This window comes from Rhizobium sp. LjRoot98 (genome assembly GCF_964252935.1).
Taxonomy (GTDB): domain Bacteria; phylum Pseudomonadota; class Alphaproteobacteria; order Rhizobiales; family Rhizobiaceae; genus Pararhizobium.
Window position 1 is genome coordinate 59,800 of record NZ_CAXUPW020000001.1, and the last position, 17,144, is coordinate 76,943.

Here is a 17,144-nt window from a genome sequence, read left to right on the forward strand (position 1 = left end):
CTGTCAAAGCGGGCAGCGGCTAGATTAAAGCTCGACGACCTTGCCGTCCTCGATTGTGACGCGGCGGTCCATGCGGGAGGCCAGTTCATAATTGTGCGTGGCGATCATTGCCGCCAGGCCCGACTGGCGCACCAATGCTTCCAATGCCTCGAAGACATAGCCGGCGGTTTCCGGATCGAGGTTACCGGTCGGCTCGTCAGCTAGGAGAACCAGCGGCGCATTGGCAACGGCGCGGGCAATGGCGACGCGCTGCTGCTCGCCGCCGGACAGCTCCGAGGGACGGTGTTCGGCACGGTGGCCGATGCGCATGTAATCCAGCAATGCGGCCGCGCGTTCACGCGCCTCGGCCTTGTTAAGACCGGCAATCAGCTGCGGCATCATGATGTTTTCGATCGCCGTGAATTCCGGCAGCAGATGATGGAATTGGTAGACGAAGCCGATGTCGTTGCGGCGGATTGCCGTGCGCTTCTCGTCGCCAAGCGCGCCGCAGGATTGGCCGTTGATCAGGACTTCGCCGCCGTCGGGACGTTCCAGCAGCCCAGCCAGATGCAACAGCGTCGATTTACCGGTGCCGGACGGGGCAACAAGCGCCACAGTCTGCCCGCCATAAAGCGAAAAGTCCGCCCCCTTGAGGATCGACAGGGTTTCGTCGCCCTGGCTGTAATGGCGTTCGACGCCGGAAAGCTGCAATGCCACGCGCGCATTCATCGTGTCTGAAATCCCCAATTATTCGTAGCGCAGAGCCTGAACCGGATCGAGGCGCGAGGCGCGCCAGGCCGGAAAGATCGTGGCAAGGAAGGAAAGGCCAATGGCCATGAGGACAACCGACGTGGTCTCACCCAGGTTCATATCGGCCGGAAGCTGACTCAGGAAATAGAGCTCGGGATTGAACAGCGTCGTTCCCGAAATCCAGGAAAAGAACTGGCGGATGGACTCGATATTGAGACAAACCACAACGCCTAGAAGGACGCCTGCAATGGTTCCGACAATGCCGATCGCTGCCCCCGTCATGAAGAATATCCGCATGATGGAGCCCGACGATGCGCCCATGGTGCGCAGGATCGCGATGTCGCTGCCCTTGTCCTTCACCAGCATGATCAGGCCGGAGACGATATTGAGCGCCGCCACCAGAATGATCAGCGTCAGGATCATGAACATGACGTTGCGTTCGACCTGAAGGGCTGAGAAGAAGGTCTTGTTGCGATCACGCCAGTCGCTGATCAATACCTGGCGGCCGGCCGCATCCTCGATCGGCTGGCGCAACTCATCGACCAGGTCCGGGTTGGTGACGAACAGCTCGATCGACTGCGCTATCCCTTCGGCATTGAAATAGAGCTGTGCTTCTTCCAGCGGCATGAAGATGATCGAGGCATCATATTCCGACATGCCGATCTCGAAGATCGCCGAGACAGTATAGGCCTTGATGCGTGGATTGACGCCCATCGGCGTGATGTCGCCTTCCGGCGACACCAGCGAGATCGTACCACCAACGGTGACGCCGAGCTGTTGAGCCATGCGCGAGCCGATCGCGACGCCAGTTCCCGCGGCATACCCGACGAGATCGCCCGCCTGAATGTGCTCGGAAATCGACTTCATCTTGGCAAGATCGTCAGCCCGCACGCCACGAACCAGCGCACCGGTACTGGCGCCTCCCTGGCCTGAGGCTAATATCTGGCCTTCGATCATCGGGATCGCCATGGTGACACCCTTGACGCCGGAAAACTTGGTCGCGAGGTCGGCATAATTATCGAGCGGCCCATCCAGTGGCTGGACGATCATGTGGCCGTTGATGCCGAGAATACGCGAGATCAGCTCCGTGCGAAAACCGTTCATGACAGCCATGACGATGATCAGCGTCGCCACACCGAGCATGATGCCGATGAAGGAAAACCCGGCAATCACCGAAATGAACGCTTCCTTGCGGCGCGAGCGCAGATAGCGCCAGGCCACCATGCGCTCGAATGTGGAAAACGGACGGCTCGACGGCGCCTGCGCGGTCGCTGCCTTTTCCTGTTCTAGCGTCGCGGCGCTCATTCCCTGGTCCCTTATTTCGAGGCAGTCAGCTTGTTGATGGCAGCCTCGATCGTCAATGTTTCGCGGGCGCCGGTCTTGCGGTCCTTGAGCTCGACCTCGCCGTTCGCCACCGAACGTGGACCGGCAATGATCTGCGTGGGAACGCCGATCAGGTCGGCGGTCGCAAACTTGGTGCCGGCGCGATCATCCTTGTCGTCGTACAGCGTGTCGAATCCTGCCTTGTTGAGCGAAGCATAGATGGTTTCGCACGCCGCGTCGCAGGCTTCGTCACCGGACTTCATGTTGATCACAACCGCGTCGAACGGTGCGATCGAGGCCGGCCAGATGATACCGTTCTCGTCATGCGAGGCTTCGATGATGGCTGGAACCAGCCGGGTCGGGCCGATGCCGTAGGAGCCCATGTGCACCGTGTGCTCCTTGCCGTCGGGGCCTTGAACCTTGGCGCCCATGGCTTCGGAATATTTGGTGCCGAAATAGAAGATGTGGCCAACTTCGATGCCGCGGGCCGAGACCTTCTGGGAATCGTCGATGGCGTTAAAGGCGGCTTCGTCGTGCATCTCCGAGGTGGCGGCGTAGAGCGACGTCCACTTGTCGAAGATCGCCTTCATCGCGGCTGCGTCCCAGAAATCGGTATCGTCGGCCGGAATGTCGAAATCGAGGAAGTGCTTGTGGCAGAAGACCTCCGATTCACCGGTATCGGCAAGGATGATGAACTCGTGGCTGAGATCGCCGCCGATCGGGCCGGTATCGGCCCGCATCGGAATGGCGCGCAGGCCAAGCCGTGCGAAGGTGCGCAGGTATGCCGCGAACATGCGATTGTAGCTGTCCACGGCGCCTTCACGATTGAGGTCGAAGGAATAGGCGTCCTTCATCAGGAATTCGCGCGAGCGCATGGTGCCGAAACGCGGACGGCGCTCGTCGCGGAACTTCAACTGGATATGATAGAGATTGAGCGGCAGATCCTTGTAGGACTTTACGTAGGAACGGAAGACGTCCGTGATCATTTCCTCGTTGGTCGGACCGTAGAGCATGTCGCGCTTGTTGCGGTCCTTGATCCGCAGCATCTCGTCGCCGTAAGCGTCGTAGCGGCCGCTTTCCTGCCAGAGTTCGGCCGATTGCAGCGTCGGCATCAGGAGTTCGACGGCGCCGGCGCGGTTCTGCTCTTCCCGGATGATCCTGGTCACCTTGTCGAGAACCCGCTTGCCGAGCGGCAGCCATGTATAGATGCCGGCCGACTGCTGGCGCACCATGCCCGCACGCAGCATCAGCCGGTGCGAAACAATTTCCGCTTCCTTCGGGGTTTCCTTCAGAATGGGCATGAAAAAGCGGGACAGGCGCATGAACAGGTTCCAGAAATTAAAAGCACTTCGCACTATCTTTGGAATCGGGCGAAATAACGTTGAGCCTGCAGGCCGCGCACGCGTCAAGCGCGCAAACCGGACACTGCCGTTTGACTGTTTGCCGCGACGATCCGGCCAGCTGATTCCAGAAGGGGATGCACCGCGCTCAAGCGTTCATAGACGCTTCGCGGCAGGAAGAAAACCCGTCATCTTGTTTGGCGTAACAGGTGAAGGGACGGAGGATTTCAAGGTCCGGAAAAACAAAAATACCTGCGTCAAAAAGGCACGGTAGTAACAGGATTTTGACAGAAGTTGTCAACGGAAAAATTTTACTAGAGTGTAGCAAAAATGCAAAAAAATCGGATGACAACGCATAATGTTTGGGCTAGTTTTGGCCCACAAAAGAGGCAGGGAGATTAAATTCTTGTCGATTTCGCGGTCAAGTCTTGGGAGGATAAGATCTTAGGCGCGGTTACACGCAGCCACCGGTAACGGATAAGGATCACGCGATACTTTAAAGAACAAGGCTTCTGGCCTTGTTTTTTTTTGACTTTTATACTGAAGACATCAGAAGAAAAAATTGATGCCGCCTGAATCGCGGCAATTCTGTGGCGCGCATATCGGGTCACCGGCCATGCAGGCGGTAAGCCGCCGCTATCACAGCCGCGGCAACGCCGGTTATCGCCTCAATAGAACTTCGGTGCAAATTGCGGAATAGAGTCCAGGCCGTAGCCCATTCGGACCGACAGGACGTACCATATGGCATGGATGACAGCAGCAAGCACCGAGGTCATCAAAAAGACCCGCAGTGCGCGAAAACGGGCGGGCGCACTTTCGATGCTGCCAGGAACCACCTCATTCTCCTCCGCCTGCGTCCGCAAGCCGATCGGCAAGACGATGAACAGCGACAACCACCAGATGATGAAGTAAATCGCGAAGGTGGAAAAGATCGGCATTGGGGTCTCTCGTTACGAAGGGAGATGGATGTCTCACCTCTTGGCATCGCGCGTGTAAGCGCCGTTATAACGCTTTCGCCTCTGCGCGACAAATACTGCGCCCGATAAATACAGGCACGCGGTCTTCTGTCACACCTGCTCGAGTTCGATCAGCGTGCCGAAGAAATCCTTCGGATGAAGAAACAGCACCGGCTTGCCATGCGCGCCGGTCTTCGGATTGCCGTCGCCAAGCACCCTTCCCCCGGCAGCAATCAGGCTATCGCGCGCGCTGAGGATGTCTTCAACCTCGTAGCAGATATGATGCATGCCGCCGGCCGGATTTTTCGCGAGAAAGGCTGCGATCGGCGAGTCTGTGCCAAGCGGCTCCAGCAGTTCGACCTTGGTATTTTCAAGCGTGACGAACACGACGTTGACGCCGTGTTCCGGCAGCGCTTCCGGTTCGGTCACCGAGGCGCCGAGCACCGAGCGGTATCGCTCGACCGCTTCGGCAAGATCCGGAACAGCAAGCGCGATATGGTTGACACGTCCAAGCATCGTACGCCGGCTCCTCGCTATCAGAGTTTATTGATAAACACGGTGACGACTGGCTTCTTGCCCCAGACGTCATTAGCCGTGCCACGGATGGCCCGGCGTACCGCTTCCGTCACCATGGCGATATCCTTGCGCTTGCCGCGCGGGATGCTTTCGACGGCACCCAGCACCGCGTCATAGAGCGTATCGTTCATGTCTTCGCCCTCATCGTCAAACTCGGGCAAGCCGATCGGAACGACGATCGGATCGGCGGCGAAATCGTAGCGCGCGTCAAGCTGAACGTTCACCGCGACATGGCCGGCGAAGGACAGCTTGCGGCGCTCGCCGATCCCCATCTCCTCGAAGTCACCGATCAGGCTGCCGTCCTTGTAGATCCGGCCGTGCGGCGCTTCGCCGATGACGGACGCCGGTCCCGGTGCAAGGCGGAGAATATCGCCGTTGCGAACACGCGGGACAGTCTTGATGCCGGACTGAAGGCCAAGCTCGGCCTGTGCCGTCAGATGTGCGGCTTCACCATGAACCGGCACCAGCATCTGCGGACGCGTCCACTGGTACATCTGCTGCAACTCGTTGCGGCGGGGATGGCCGGAGACATGCACCAAGGCTTCGTTATCGGTGACGATGTGGATGCCTTGTTCAATCAAACCATTCTTGATGTCGTTGATGGCCTTCTCGTTGCCGGGAATGGCCCGCGAGGAAAACACCACGGTATCGCCGGCCGTCAGCGCGACGTTGCGCATCTCGTCACGCGAGATCTTGGCGAGTGCCGCGCGGGATTCGCCCTGGCTGCCGGTCAGGATCACCACGACCTTGTCGCGCGGGATGTAACCGAACTCGTCTTCGGCGATGAACGGGTTCAATCCTTCCATCAGACCGACATCGCGGGCGACATCGCAGACGCGCTTCATCGAACTGCCGAGCAGCAGCACATCGCGGCCGGCTTCGGCCGAAGCCTTGGCGATCGAGCGGATGCGGCCGACATTGGACGAGAAGGTGGTGATTGCCACCCGTCCCTTGGCATTCTGGATGATCTTGGTGAGGCTGGCCGAAACCTCCTCTTCCTGGGGCGATACGCCATCGCGCATCGCGTTGGTGCTGTCGCACATCAGCGCCAGCACGCCCTCATCGCCGATGGCGCGGAACCGCGCCTCGTCGGTCAACGGGCCGAGCGACGGCTTATGGTCGATCTTCCAGTCGCCGGTATGAACGACATTGCCGAGCGGCGTGCGGATCACCAGCGACATCGGCTCGGGGATCGAGTGGTTGACGCCGACGGCTTCGATCTCGAACGGACCGACATTGATACGGTCACCTTCCTTGAAGATGGTGATCGGCACCTGGGCGCGGCTGCGCTCGTAGGAGCGCTTGGCTTCCAGCATGCCTGCGGTAAACGGCGAGGCATAGACCGGTACGTTGAGCCCCGGCCACAGGTCGGCCAGCGCGCCATAATGGTCTTCATGGGCATGGGTGATGATGATGCCCTTGAGGTTCTTGCGCTCTTCGGCAAGGAAGCGGATATCGGGAAGCACGAGATCAACGCCGGGCAGATCAAGGCCCGGGAAAGTCACGCCGCAATCGACCATGATCCACTGGCGATGGGAGGGCGAACCGTAGCCGTAAAGGGCCAGGTTCATGCCGATTTCCCCCACTCCGCCCAGCGGCAGGAAGACGAGTTCGTCTTGTTTGCTCATTGATTGATTGCGCCTTATGTCACCCGAAATGGGTTCTATCCAAAAAATACATCGCCCGCGGCGATGCGCTGAACCGTGCCTGCTCCAATATCGAGCATCAACCGGCCGTCTTCATCTATGCCTTCAAACCTGCCGGAAAGCGAGCGATCCGGCAGGTTGACTGTAATCTTCTGGCCGATGCCGCCTGCTGCGGACCGCCATTGTGCAATAATCTCTGCAATGCCTTCGCCGCGATTCCAGGTGTTCAGCACATCACTCATGCTACGGAACAGATGGGCAAAAAGCTCGTCCGGCGAAACGCCGGCGCCTTCCGCCTGCAAACTGGTCACCGGATAGAGCCCGTGATCCGGCGCCAGCGCGACATTGATGCCGCAGCCGATCACCAGCGCATGGTGCCCATCCGGCAGCCCCTCGCCTTCCAAGAGGATACCGCAGCACTTCTTGCCTGCAATCAGAATATCGTTCGGCCATTTGATCGAGACCGGGTTGGAGCCTGCCGGCATCACGGCCTGTATCGCGCGGTGCACCGCCACGGCGACCGCGAGCGGCAGTGATTGGAGCTTATCCATCGGTGCCGGATCGATCAGCAGCAGCGACGCATAGAGATTGCCCGGCTCCGAAGCCCAGCTACGGCCGCGGCGGCCGCGACCGGAAATCTGCCGTGCGGCGGTGATCCAGTGAAACCCCGGATCACCCGCACGCGCCCGGATCAGGCATTCCGTGTTCGTCGATCCGACATCGCCAAGGGCCGTATGCCGGAATTGATCGATCGAAACCCTGCCGATCCGGTCCTGTCCTGTCAAAAGAATGTCCGCGCTGCAACTTCAGCCGCCGTACCGATCGGTCCACCGATCAACACATAGGCGAGAACGAACAGACCCGAGAGCGTGTAAACCAAACGCAGCATGCCGGAGGGACGGGCAAACTCGCCTTTGGCTTCGTCGAACCACATCACCTTGATGACACGCAGATAATAGTAAGCACCGACGACGGAGGCGAGCACACCGATGATCGCCAGAGCATAGAGATGCGCTTCGATCGCCGCCATGAACACGAAATACTTGGCAAAGAAGCCTGCGAGCGGCGGAATGCCAGCCAGCGAGAACATCATGATGGTCAAAACCGTCGCCATCCAGGGATTGGTCTGCGACAGGCCAGCCAGGTCATCGACGCTTTCGACGTGATTGCCGTCCTTGCGCTTCATCGCCATGATGATGGCAAAGGTACCGAGCGTCATGACCACATAGACCAGCATGTAGATCAGCACGCCGCGTACACCGGCCATCGAACCGCTGGACAGGCCAACGAGCGCATAACCCATGTGGCCGATCGACGAATAAGCCATCAGTCGCTTGATGTTCTTCTGACCGATGGCGGCAAACGAGCCGAGCAGCATCGAGGCAATCGAGATGAACACAACGATCTGCTGCCAGTCGGTGACGATCGGCTCGAACGGCATGATCACCAGACGGATCAGCATCGCCATCGCGGCAACCTTCGGAGCAGCCGCAAAGAACGCGGTCACCGGTGTCGGAGCGCCTTCGTAAACGTCCGGCGTCCACATATGGAACGGAACGGCGGAAATCTTGAAGGCAACACCGGCCAGAATGAAGACGAGACCGAAGACCAGGCCAAGCGAGCGGCCCTCTGCCGACAGGGCAGCGGCAATGCCTTCAAAACCGGTATGACCAGTGAAGCCGTAGACCAGCGACATGCCATAGAGCAGCATGCCGGAAGACAGCGCGCCAAGCACGAAATACTTGAGGCCAGCTTCAGTCGAACGCAGGTTGTCGCGGTTCATCGCGGCAACGACGTAGAGCGCCAGCGACTGCAGTTCGAGCGCCAGGTACACCGAGATCAGGTCGTTGGCGGAAATCATCAGAAGCATGCCGAGCGTTGCCAGCACGATCAGCACCGGGAATTCGAACCGGTCGATACCGCTCGAACGCGCCTCGCCTGCCGACATGATCAGCGCCACGATGGAGCCGAACAGCGTCAGCACCTTCATGAACTTGCCGAACGGATCGGAGAGGAAAGCGCCGTTATAACCCTGACCGTCGCCCGTCTGCCAGACCAGCCAGGCGCCGGAAACGGCCAGCAGGCCAACCGCCAGCCACGTCACCATGCCCGACGATTTCTCGCCGGAGAAGACGCCGATCATCAACAACACCATGGCACCGACCGCAAGGATCAGCTCGGGGGTCGACAGGTGCAGGCTCAGAAGGAATGTTTCAGTCGTCATTTCAATCCCGTCCTGTCGTCAATTCGCCGAAAGCGCAACGTCATGCGCTGCCTGCACGGCCGCAGTGTAGTTGTTGATAAGCACGTCCACGGAGGCTGCCGTCGCATCGAACACCGGAGCCGGATAGACGCCGAAGAAGATGGTGAGCACGATCAGCGGATAGAGCAGCGCCTTTTCACGGCCGGAGAGATCCAGCAGCGATTTCAGGCTGTCCTTGTCGAGTGTACCGAAGATCACCCGGCGATAGAGCCAAAGAGCATAGCACGCCGACAGGATAACGCCGGTGGTGGCGAAGAACGCAACCCAGGTATTGGCCCGGAATGTGCCGAGCAGCACGGTGATTTCACCGACGAACCCGGACGTACCAGGCAAGCCGACATTGGCCATGGTGAAGATCATGAAGGCCACTGCGTATTTCGGCATGTTGTTGACGAGACCGCCATAGGCGCTGATCTCGCGGGTGTGGGTACGGTCGTAGACGACGCCGACACAGAGGAAGAGCGCGCCGGACACCAGGCCGTGCGACAGCATCTGGAAGATCGCACCCTGCACGCCTTGCGTATTGGCGGCAAAGATACCCATGGTCACGTAGCCCATGTGGGCGACCGACGAATAGGCGATCAGCTTCTTGATGTCGGACTGCATCATCGCCACCAGCGAGGTGTACATGATCGCGACGACCGACAGCGTGAAGACGAAGGGGGCGAAATAGTCGGATGCCAAGGGGAACATCGGCAGCGAGAAGCGCAAGAAGCCGTAACCGCCGAGCTTCAGCAGAACACCAGCCAGGATGACCGAGCCCGCCGTCGGCGCCTGAACGTGCGCGTCGGGAAGCCAGGTATGGACGGGCCACATCGGCATCTTCACCGCGAACGAGGCGAAGAAGGCCAGCCATAGCCATGTCTGCATCTGCGCCGGGAACTGATAGGCAAGCAGTTCGGCAATGTCTGTCGTACCGGCCTGCCAGTACATCGCCATGATGGCGAGCAGCATCAGCACCGAACCGAGCAGCGTGTAGAGGAAGAATTTGTAGGCCGCGTAGACGCGCTCCTTGCCGCCCCAGACGCCGATGATGATGAACATCGGGATCAGGCCGGCTTCGAAGAACACGTAGAACAGTACGATATCGAGCGACACGAAGACGCCGATCATGAACACTTCCAACAAGAGGAAGGCGATCATGTACTGCTTCAGGCGCTTTTCGACCGAAAGCCAGCTGGCCACGACGCAGAACGGCATCAGGAAGGCGGACAACACCACGAACAGCATCGAAATGCCGTCGATGCCGAGATGGTAGGAAATGCCAGTACCAAGCCAGGCATGCTTCTCGACCATCTGGAAGCCGGGGTTCGAATTATCGAAGCTCCACCAGATCCAGCAGGATAGCAGGAAGGTAACGATCGTCGTCAACAACGAGATGTTCAGGATATTACGGCGGCCGGAAGCGCTGTCTTCACGCGTCAGAAGCAGAAGAGCAACACCGACCAGCGGCAGGAAGGTGACCGCGGAGAGAATGGGCCAATCGGTCATCAGAAGGAGCTCCCGAGCATCATCCAGGTAACGAGCGCCGCAATGCCGATGAGCATCACGAATGCGTAGTGATAGAGGTAACCGGTCTGCAGGCGAACGACGCGGTCAGTCACGTCCATGACGCGAGCGGCGATGCCGTTCGGGCCGTAGCCGTCGATGATCCGGCCATCGCCTTCCTTCCACAGGAAGGTGCCGATGCGTTTGGCAGGACGAACGAACAGGAAGTCGTAGAGTTCGTCGAAATACCACTTGTTGAGCAGGAACTGGTAAAGACCACGATGCTGCTCGGCCAGGTACTTTGGCGTCTCCGGCGAGCGGATATACATGTACCAGGCAGTGACAAAGCCGAGGATCATCGCGATGAACGGGCTCAGTGCAACGAGAGCCGGAACGTGGTGGAAATGCTCCAGCAGTTCGTTCTCAGGCGACGTGAACAGCGCCCCTTGCCAGAATTCGGCATAGTCGTGACCGTAGAAATAGCCTCCGAACACCATGCCGGCGGCGATCGCGCCGATAGCCAGAATGAACAGCGGCAGCAGCATGACCATCGGCGATTCGTGCACGTGATGCATGACTTCGTGCGAAGCGCGCGGCTTGCCATAGAAGGTCATGAATATCAGGCGCCACGAATAGAAGCTCGTGAAGCAGGCAGCGATAACCAGCATCGTGAATGCAAAACCGGAAACCGGGGAATGCGATGCGTAGGCGGCCTCGATGATGATATCCTTGGAAATGAAGCCTGCAAAGCCAATCCCCGAGAACGGGATACCGACACCGGTAATGGCCAGCGTGCCGATCATCATCATCCAGAAGGTCCACTTGATGTGCGGACGAAGCCCGCCCATGTGGCGCATGTCCTGCTCGCCATCGACGGCATGGATGACCGAACCAGCGCATAGGAACAGCAGCGCCTTGAAGAACGCATGCGTGAACAGGTGGAAGATAGCAGCGCCATAGGCACCAGTTCCCAGTGCGACGAACATGTAGCCGAGCTGCGAGCAGGTCGAATAGGCGATAACGCGCTTGATATCGTTCTGAACCAGACCGACGGTCGCCGCAAAGAACGCGGTGATCGCGCCGATGACGGTAACGACGACCAGAGCCGTATGCGACAGTTCGAACAGCGGCGACATGCGGGCGACGAGGAAGACGCCGGCGGTCACCATGGTTGCGGCATGGATCAACGCCGACACCGGTGTCGGGCCTTCCATGGCGTCCGGCAGCCAGGTGTGCAGCAGGAACTGCGCCGACTTGCCCATAGCGCCCATGAAGAGCAGCAGGCAGACGGCGGTGATCGCATGGGCCTTGTCGAGATGCATGCCGAACAGATTGATGACGGCTTCGCCACCTTCAGCAGCGCCTTCGGCCGGCAGATAGCTGGCAGCAGCGGCAAACACGGTTTCGAAGCTGATCGAGCCGAACAGGTAGAAGACGCCGAAAATGCCGAGCGCGAAACCGAAGTCACCGACGCGGTTGACGATGAACGCCTTCATCGCGGCCGCCGAGGCGGACGGCTTCTTGTACCAGAAGCCGATCAGCAGATAGGACGCCAGACCAACGCCTTCCCAGCCGAAGAACATCTGCAGCAGGTTGTCCGAGGTCACCAGCATCAGCATGGCGAAGGTGAACAGCGACAGATAGGCAAAGAAGCGCGGCCGATGCGGGTCGTGATGCATGTAGCCGATCGAATAGAGATGGACCAGGCAGGACACAGTGTTGACGACAACGAACATCACGGCCGTCAACGTATCGACGCGGAAAGCCCATTCGGTATCGAAGCTGCCGGACTGGATCCAGCGCATCACGGTGACCTTGATCATTTCCGCCTCGCCGAGCGCGACGTGGAAGAACACGACCCAGGACAGGACTGCGACAATAACCATGAAGCCGGTGGTAACGTATTCCGAAGCCTTGGCGCCGATCGAGGTGCCGAACAGACCCGCGATCAGGAAGCCGATCAGCGGCAGGAAGACGATGGCTTGAATAATCGTATTCATTGGCCGCTCAGCCCTTCATCATGTTGACGTCTTCCACGGCGATGGAGCCGCGGTTGCGGTAGAAGACGACGAGAATTGCAAGACCGATGGCGGCTTCCGCGGCCGCGACGGTCAGAATGAACAGGGCGAACACCTGGCCGGTGATGTCGTTGAGGAACGACGAGAACGCAACCATGTTGATGTTGACCGCCAGCAGAATGAGTTCCACCGACATCAGGATGATGATGACGTTCTTCCGGTTGAGGAAGATGCCGAAGACGCCCAGCGTGAACAGGATGGCGCTGACGGTCAGATAGTGGGAAATACCGATTTCCATGATGAGTTCCTTGACCTCGCGTCCGTCTTAAAGGCCCTGCCCCGACTTCACCTTGACCACTTCAACAGCGGTCTTGGGCGAACGGGCAACCTGTGTGGGAATATCCTGGCGTTTGATGTTGTCGCGATGGCGCAGCGTCAGGACGATGGCGCCGATCATGGCGACCAGAAGAACCAGGCCGGCAATCTGGAAGAAGTAGACATAGTGCGTATAGAGCACGTCGCCGAGAGCAGCGGTGTTGGTTCGATCGGCAACCGCCGGGATCGGCATCGAGATCGACTTGGCGATTTCCGGCGAGAACGAGCTGCCGCCGACCACGATGATCAGCTCGGCTGCCAGCACCAGGCCGATCAGCGCGCCGACCGGCGCATATTCAAGCACGCCCGACCTCAGCTGGGTGAAGTCGATGTCGAGCATCATCACCACGAAGAGGAAGAGAACCGCGACGGCGCCGATATAAACAACCAGCAGGATCATCGCCAGGAACTCGGCGCCCGTCAAAAGAAACAGGCCGGCGGCGTTGAAGAACGTCAGGATCAGGAACAGCACGGAATAAACAGGGTTCCGCGAAGAAATCACCATGAACGCCGACGCAACCGCGACGAATGAAAAAAGATAGAAAAAAAGAGCCTGCAGACCCATGATCGGTGCCTTTTTCGTCTTCCCCGGGCAGGCATGGCAACCAGGCCATCCTTCCCACTGGCGCACCGGTTCATGCCGGCCACGCCCAAGATCAGTGTAACGCCAGCCTCAACCGGCTGGCGCAGTCCCTATGCAAAGTCTCAGCGGTACGGCGAGTCTATTGCAATGTTGCGGGCGATTTCACGCTCCCAACGGTCGCCGTTGGAAAGCAGCCGGTCCTTGTCATAGTAAAGCTCTTCGCGCGTCTCGGTGGCGAACTCGAAGTTCGGGCCTTCGACGATCGCGTCGACTGGACAGGCTTCCTGGCAGAAACCGCAATAGATGCACTTCACCATGTCGATGTCGTAACGGACCGTGCGGCGCGTGCCATCGTTGCGGCGCGGGCCAGCCTCGATGGTGATCGCCTGGGCAGGACAGATCGCTTCGCACAGCTTGCAGGCGATGCAGCGTTCTTCGCCGTTCGGATAACGGCGCAGCGCATGTTCACCACGGAAGCGCGGGCTGACCGGGCCTTTTTCAAACGGATAGTTCAGCGTCGACTTCGGTGCGAAGAAATAGCGCATCGACAGGAAAAACGCGTTGACGAATTCCTTGAGGAACAGCGAACTGACGGCTTGCGACAAACTTGCCATCATCAACCTCCAAACGTGCCGGCCTGGGAGGCGCCGGCTGATTTTGCGAAACGGTGAGTAAACATCAGGCCCACACCACCAGTTTCAGCACAACTGCAACAATGAAGACCATGGCGAGTGACAGTGGAAGGAAGACCTTCCAGCCGAGACGCATCAGCTGGTCGTAGCGATAACGCGGCACGAAGGCTTTCACCATGGCGAACATGAAGAACACCATCGAGGACTTCAGGATGAACCAGACGATGCCCGGAACCCAGTTGAGGAACCATACATCGACCGGAGGCAGCCAGCCGCCGAGGAAAAGGATCGTCGTCAGCGCGCACATCAGGCAGATGGCGGCATATTCGCCGAGCATGAACATCATGTACGGGGTCGAGCCGTATTCGACCATGAAGCCGGCAACCAGTTCCGATTCCGCTTCGACCAGATCGAAGGGAGGACGGTTGGTTTCAGCGAGCGCCGAGATGAAGAAGATGATGAACATCGGGAACAGCGGCAGCCAGTACCAATCCAGGAAGGATCCCGGCAGACCCATCATCGTGCCCAGACCATCACGCTGTGAATCAACGATATCCGTCAGGTTCAGCGAACCGGCGCACAAAAGAACGGTAACGATGACGAAGCCGATCGAGACTTCGTAGGACACCATCTGGGCGGCCGAGCGCAGCGCCGAAAGGAACGGATACTTGGAGTTCGATGCCCAGCCGCCGATGATGACGCCGTAAACCTCAAGCGAGGAAATGGCGAAAACATAGAGGATGCCGACATTGATATTGGCCATCACCCAGTTGTCATTCAGCGGAATGACCGCCCAGGCAGCGAGCGCCAGGGTCACGGAAACCAGCGGCGCCAGCAGGAACAGGATTTTGTTCGAGCCGGCCGGGATGACCGGCTCCTTGAAGACGAACTTCAAAAGATCGGCGAAGGACTGGAAAAGTCCCCACGGGCCTACCACATTCGGTCCACGGCGCATCTGCACCGCCGCCCAGATCTTGCGGTCAGCCAAAAGGATGTAGGCGATAAAGACCAGAAGCGCGACCAGAAGCAGCAGCGACTGGCCGATCATGATGGCCGTTGGCCAGACATAGGTCGAAATGAAAGCGTCCATTTTCGTCTTATTCCTTCGCGCTCATTCCGCCGCAGCTTTGAAGTTGTTGCGTGCCAAAGCCGAGCATTCGGCCATGACGGCGGAAGCTCGTGCTATTGGGTTCGTCAAATAGAAGTCTTTGACCGGAGACGCAAACACCGATTTGCCCATCTCACCGGCTTTTTGTGCAAGTGCGGCAATTTCACCGCTTGCACCCGTCTCGATCATGTCGATCGCAGCGAAATGCGGGTGCGCCGCATAGAGTTTCCCGCGCAATTCGCCAAGCGAATCAAACGGAAGCTTCTTGCCGAGCACGTCGGACAGCGCCCGAATGATCGCCCAGTCTTCGCGGGCGTCGCCCGGTGCGAAACCGGCGCGGTTGCCCATCTGAACGCGGCCTTCGGTGTTGACCCAGAGGCCGGACTTTTCGGTATAGGTCGCACCCGGCAGGATGACGTCGGCGCCATGAGCACCTTCGTCGCCATGCGAGCCGATATAGACGGTGAAGCCTGCGGTCTTGCCGGAGAAATCCATTTCGTCGGCGCCAAGCAGGAACAGAACGTCCGTCCCATCAAGCATCTCGGCGGCGCTCTTGCCCCCCTCACCCGGCACGAAGCCGAGATCGAGACCACCGACGCGCGAGGCGGCGGTGTGCAGAACGGCAAAACCGTTCCAGTCTGCAGTGACGGCGCCAACGGCGCCTGCGAGCTTGGCGGCTGCGGCCAGAACCGAAGCCCCATTACCGCCGGAGATAGCGCCCTGACCGATGATGATCATCGGACGCTCTGCCTTCTTCAGCACGCTCAGGAACTTGCCCTTGCCGCTCACCAGTTCGGCCAGCGATTCCGTGCCCGCGCCGAGATACTCATAGGAGTAACGCAGCTCGGCCGGCTCGCCGATCACGCCGATCGGGAAATTGGCCATCCGGAACCGCTTGCGGATACGGGCATTGAGAACCGAGGCTTCAAAGCGTGGGTTCGATCCGATGATCAGGAGCGCGTCGGCGCTTTCGATGCCCTGGATCGTCGGGTTGAACAGGTAGCTTGCGCGGCCAAACGAAGGATCGAGCGCAGCACCATCCTGGCGGCAGTCAATATTCTCCGAACCGAGCGAGGTGATAAGCGCCTTCAGCGCATACATTTCTTCAACAGACGCCAGATCGCCGGCAATCGCGCCGATCTTGTCGCCGCTGGTCTTGGCAACCGCGCCCTTAATGGCGGCGAAGGCTTCGTTCCAGCTGGCGGGCTGCAGGCGGCCATCCTTCTTCACGTAAGGGCGGTCAAGACGCTGCGTCTTCAGGCCATCCCAGATGAAACGGGTCTTGTCGGAAATCCACTCTTCGTTGATCTCTTCGTTGACACGCGGCATGACGCGCATGACTTCGCGGCCACGGGTATCGACGCGGATCGCGGAGCCGACAGCGTCCATGACGTCGATCGATTCGGTCTTGCCGAGTTCCCACGGGCGGGCGTTGAAGGCGTAGGGCTTGGAGGTCAGAGCGCCGACAGGGCAGAGATCAACGACGTTGCCCTGCAATTCGGACGTCATCGCCTGTTCCAGATAGGTGGTGATCTCGGCATCTTCGCCGCGGCCGATCAGGCCAAGCTCTGCAATGCCAGCGACTTCCGTGGTGAAGCGGACGCAGCGCGTGCAGTGAATGCAGCGGTTCATCACAGTCTTGACCAGCGGACCGATATACTTGTCTTCGACGGCGCGCTTGTTTTCGTTGTAGCGGGTCGAATCGACGCCGAAGGCCATAGCCTGGTCCTGCAGGTCGCATTCACCGCCCTGATCGCAGATCGGGCAATCGAGCGGATGGTTGATGAGCAGGAATTCCATCACGCCTTCGCGGGCCTTCTTGACCATCGGCGTGGTCGTGAAGACTTCCGGCGCTTCGCCATTCGGGCCGGGACGCAGGTCGCGCACGCCCATGGCGCAGGAGGCTGCCGGTTTCGGCGGCCCTCCCTTCACCTCGATCAGACACATGCGGCAGTTTCCGGCGACCGACAGCCGCTCGTGGAAACAGAAGCGCGGAACTTCAGCGCCCGCCTCTTCGCACGCCTGCAGCAGCGTGAAATGATCCGGGACCTCGATCTCTTTTCCGTCGACTTTCAGCTTTGCCATCTTAGTCTCAATCCTGTCTTTC

General features: G+C 59.3%; 15 protein-coding genes. All 15 read right to left on the reverse strand.

The window, feature by feature from the left end; all coding sequences use genetic code 11:
- Window positions 1–24 precede the first annotated feature (24 nt).
- The 15 genes from ACSQ3J_RS00325 to nuoG all read right to left on the reverse strand — a co-directional run bounded on the left by ACSQ3J_RS00325 (window position 25) and on the right by nuoG (window position 17,122).
- Window positions 25–708, reverse strand: coding sequence for an ABC transporter ATP-binding protein (locus ACSQ3J_RS00325; RefSeq protein WP_060502118.1), 684 nt, complete (start codon window positions 706–708; stop codon window positions 25–27).
- Between the two features lie 18 nt (window positions 709–726).
- Window positions 727–2,034 carry a lipoprotein-releasing ABC transporter permease subunit gene (locus ACSQ3J_RS00330; protein WP_060502119.1) on the reverse strand — a complete coding sequence of 436 codons (1,308 nt, stop codon included), beginning with the start codon at window positions 2,032–2,034 and terminating at the stop codon, window positions 727–729.
- An 11-nt stretch (window positions 2,035–2,045) separates the two neighbouring features.
- Complete coding sequence (gene proS / locus ACSQ3J_RS00335; RefSeq protein WP_060502120.1) at window positions 2,046–3,374, reverse strand: proline--tRNA ligase; 1,329 nt, start codon at window positions 3,372–3,374, stop codon at window positions 2,046–2,048.
- Between the two features lie 686 nt (window positions 3,375–4,060).
- Window positions 4,061–4,330, reverse strand: coding sequence for a DUF1467 family protein (locus tag ACSQ3J_RS00340; RefSeq protein ID WP_060502121.1), 270 nt, complete (start codon window positions 4,328–4,330; stop codon window positions 4,061–4,063).
- 129 nt (window positions 4,331–4,459) lie between these two features.
- A complete protein-coding gene (gene mce / locus ACSQ3J_RS00345; RefSeq protein ID WP_060502122.1) occupies window positions 4,460–4,864 on the reverse strand; it encodes a methylmalonyl-CoA epimerase in 405 nt (134 codons plus the stop codon).
- 20 nt (window positions 4,865–4,884) lie between these two features.
- The gene (locus ACSQ3J_RS00350; RefSeq protein ID WP_060502123.1) at window positions 4,885–6,552 is read right to left on the reverse strand and encodes a ribonuclease J; all 1,668 of its coding nucleotides are present in this window, start codon (window positions 6,550–6,552) and stop codon (window positions 4,885–4,887) included.
- A 35-nt stretch (window positions 6,553–6,587) separates the two neighbouring features.
- Window positions 6,588–7,355 carry a biotin--[acetyl-CoA-carboxylase] ligase gene (locus tag ACSQ3J_RS00355; RefSeq protein WP_060502124.1) on the reverse strand — a complete coding sequence of 256 codons (768 nt, stop codon included), beginning with the start codon at window positions 7,353–7,355 and terminating at the stop codon, window positions 6,588–6,590.
- Entirely contained in the window at window positions 7,352–8,794 is a 1,443-nt protein-coding gene (gene nuoN, locus ACSQ3J_RS00360) for an NADH-quinone oxidoreductase subunit NuoN (RefSeq protein ID WP_060502125.1), read from the reverse strand. Before nuoN ends, ACSQ3J_RS00355 begins: the two co-directional genes overlap by 4 nt.
- An 18-nt stretch (window positions 8,795–8,812) precedes the next feature.
- A complete protein-coding gene (locus ACSQ3J_RS00365) occupies window positions 8,813–10,324 on the reverse strand; it encodes an NADH-quinone oxidoreductase subunit M (RefSeq protein ID WP_060502126.1) in 1,512 nt (503 codons plus the stop codon).
- Complete coding sequence (nuoL, locus tag ACSQ3J_RS00370) at window positions 10,324–12,321, reverse strand: NADH-quinone oxidoreductase subunit L (RefSeq protein WP_060502127.1); 1,998 nt, start codon at window positions 12,319–12,321, stop codon at window positions 10,324–10,326. The genes ACSQ3J_RS00365 and nuoL overlap by 1 nt, the downstream gene beginning before the upstream one ends.
- Before the next feature lie 7 nt (window positions 12,322–12,328).
- Entirely contained in the window at window positions 12,329–12,637 is a 309-nt protein-coding gene (gene nuoK / locus ACSQ3J_RS00375; protein ID WP_037169335.1) for an NADH-quinone oxidoreductase subunit NuoK, read from the reverse strand.
- 27 nt (window positions 12,638–12,664) lie between these two features.
- Window positions 12,665–13,279: an NADH-quinone oxidoreductase subunit J gene (locus tag ACSQ3J_RS00380; protein ID WP_060502128.1), complete on the reverse strand. Its 615-nt coding sequence runs from the start codon at window positions 13,277–13,279 to the stop codon at window positions 12,665–12,667.
- A gap of 140 nt (window positions 13,280–13,419) precedes the next feature.
- The gene (nuoI, locus tag ACSQ3J_RS00385) at window positions 13,420–13,911 is read right to left on the reverse strand and encodes an NADH-quinone oxidoreductase subunit NuoI (RefSeq protein WP_037107770.1); all 492 of its coding nucleotides are present in this window, start codon (window positions 13,909–13,911) and stop codon (window positions 13,420–13,422) included.
- Window positions 13,912–13,975: 64 nt separating this feature from the next.
- Window positions 13,976–15,019 carry an NADH-quinone oxidoreductase subunit NuoH gene (gene nuoH / locus ACSQ3J_RS00390; protein ID WP_060502129.1) on the reverse strand — a complete coding sequence of 348 codons (1,044 nt, stop codon included), beginning with the start codon at window positions 15,017–15,019 and terminating at the stop codon, window positions 13,976–13,978.
- Window positions 15,020–15,040: 21 nt separating this feature from the next.
- Window positions 15,041–17,122, reverse strand: a complete 2,082-nt coding sequence (nuoG, locus tag ACSQ3J_RS00395; RefSeq protein ID WP_060502130.1) for an NADH-quinone oxidoreductase subunit NuoG — start codon at window positions 17,120–17,122, stop codon at window positions 15,041–15,043.
- Window positions 17,123–17,144: the final 22 nt, after the last annotated feature.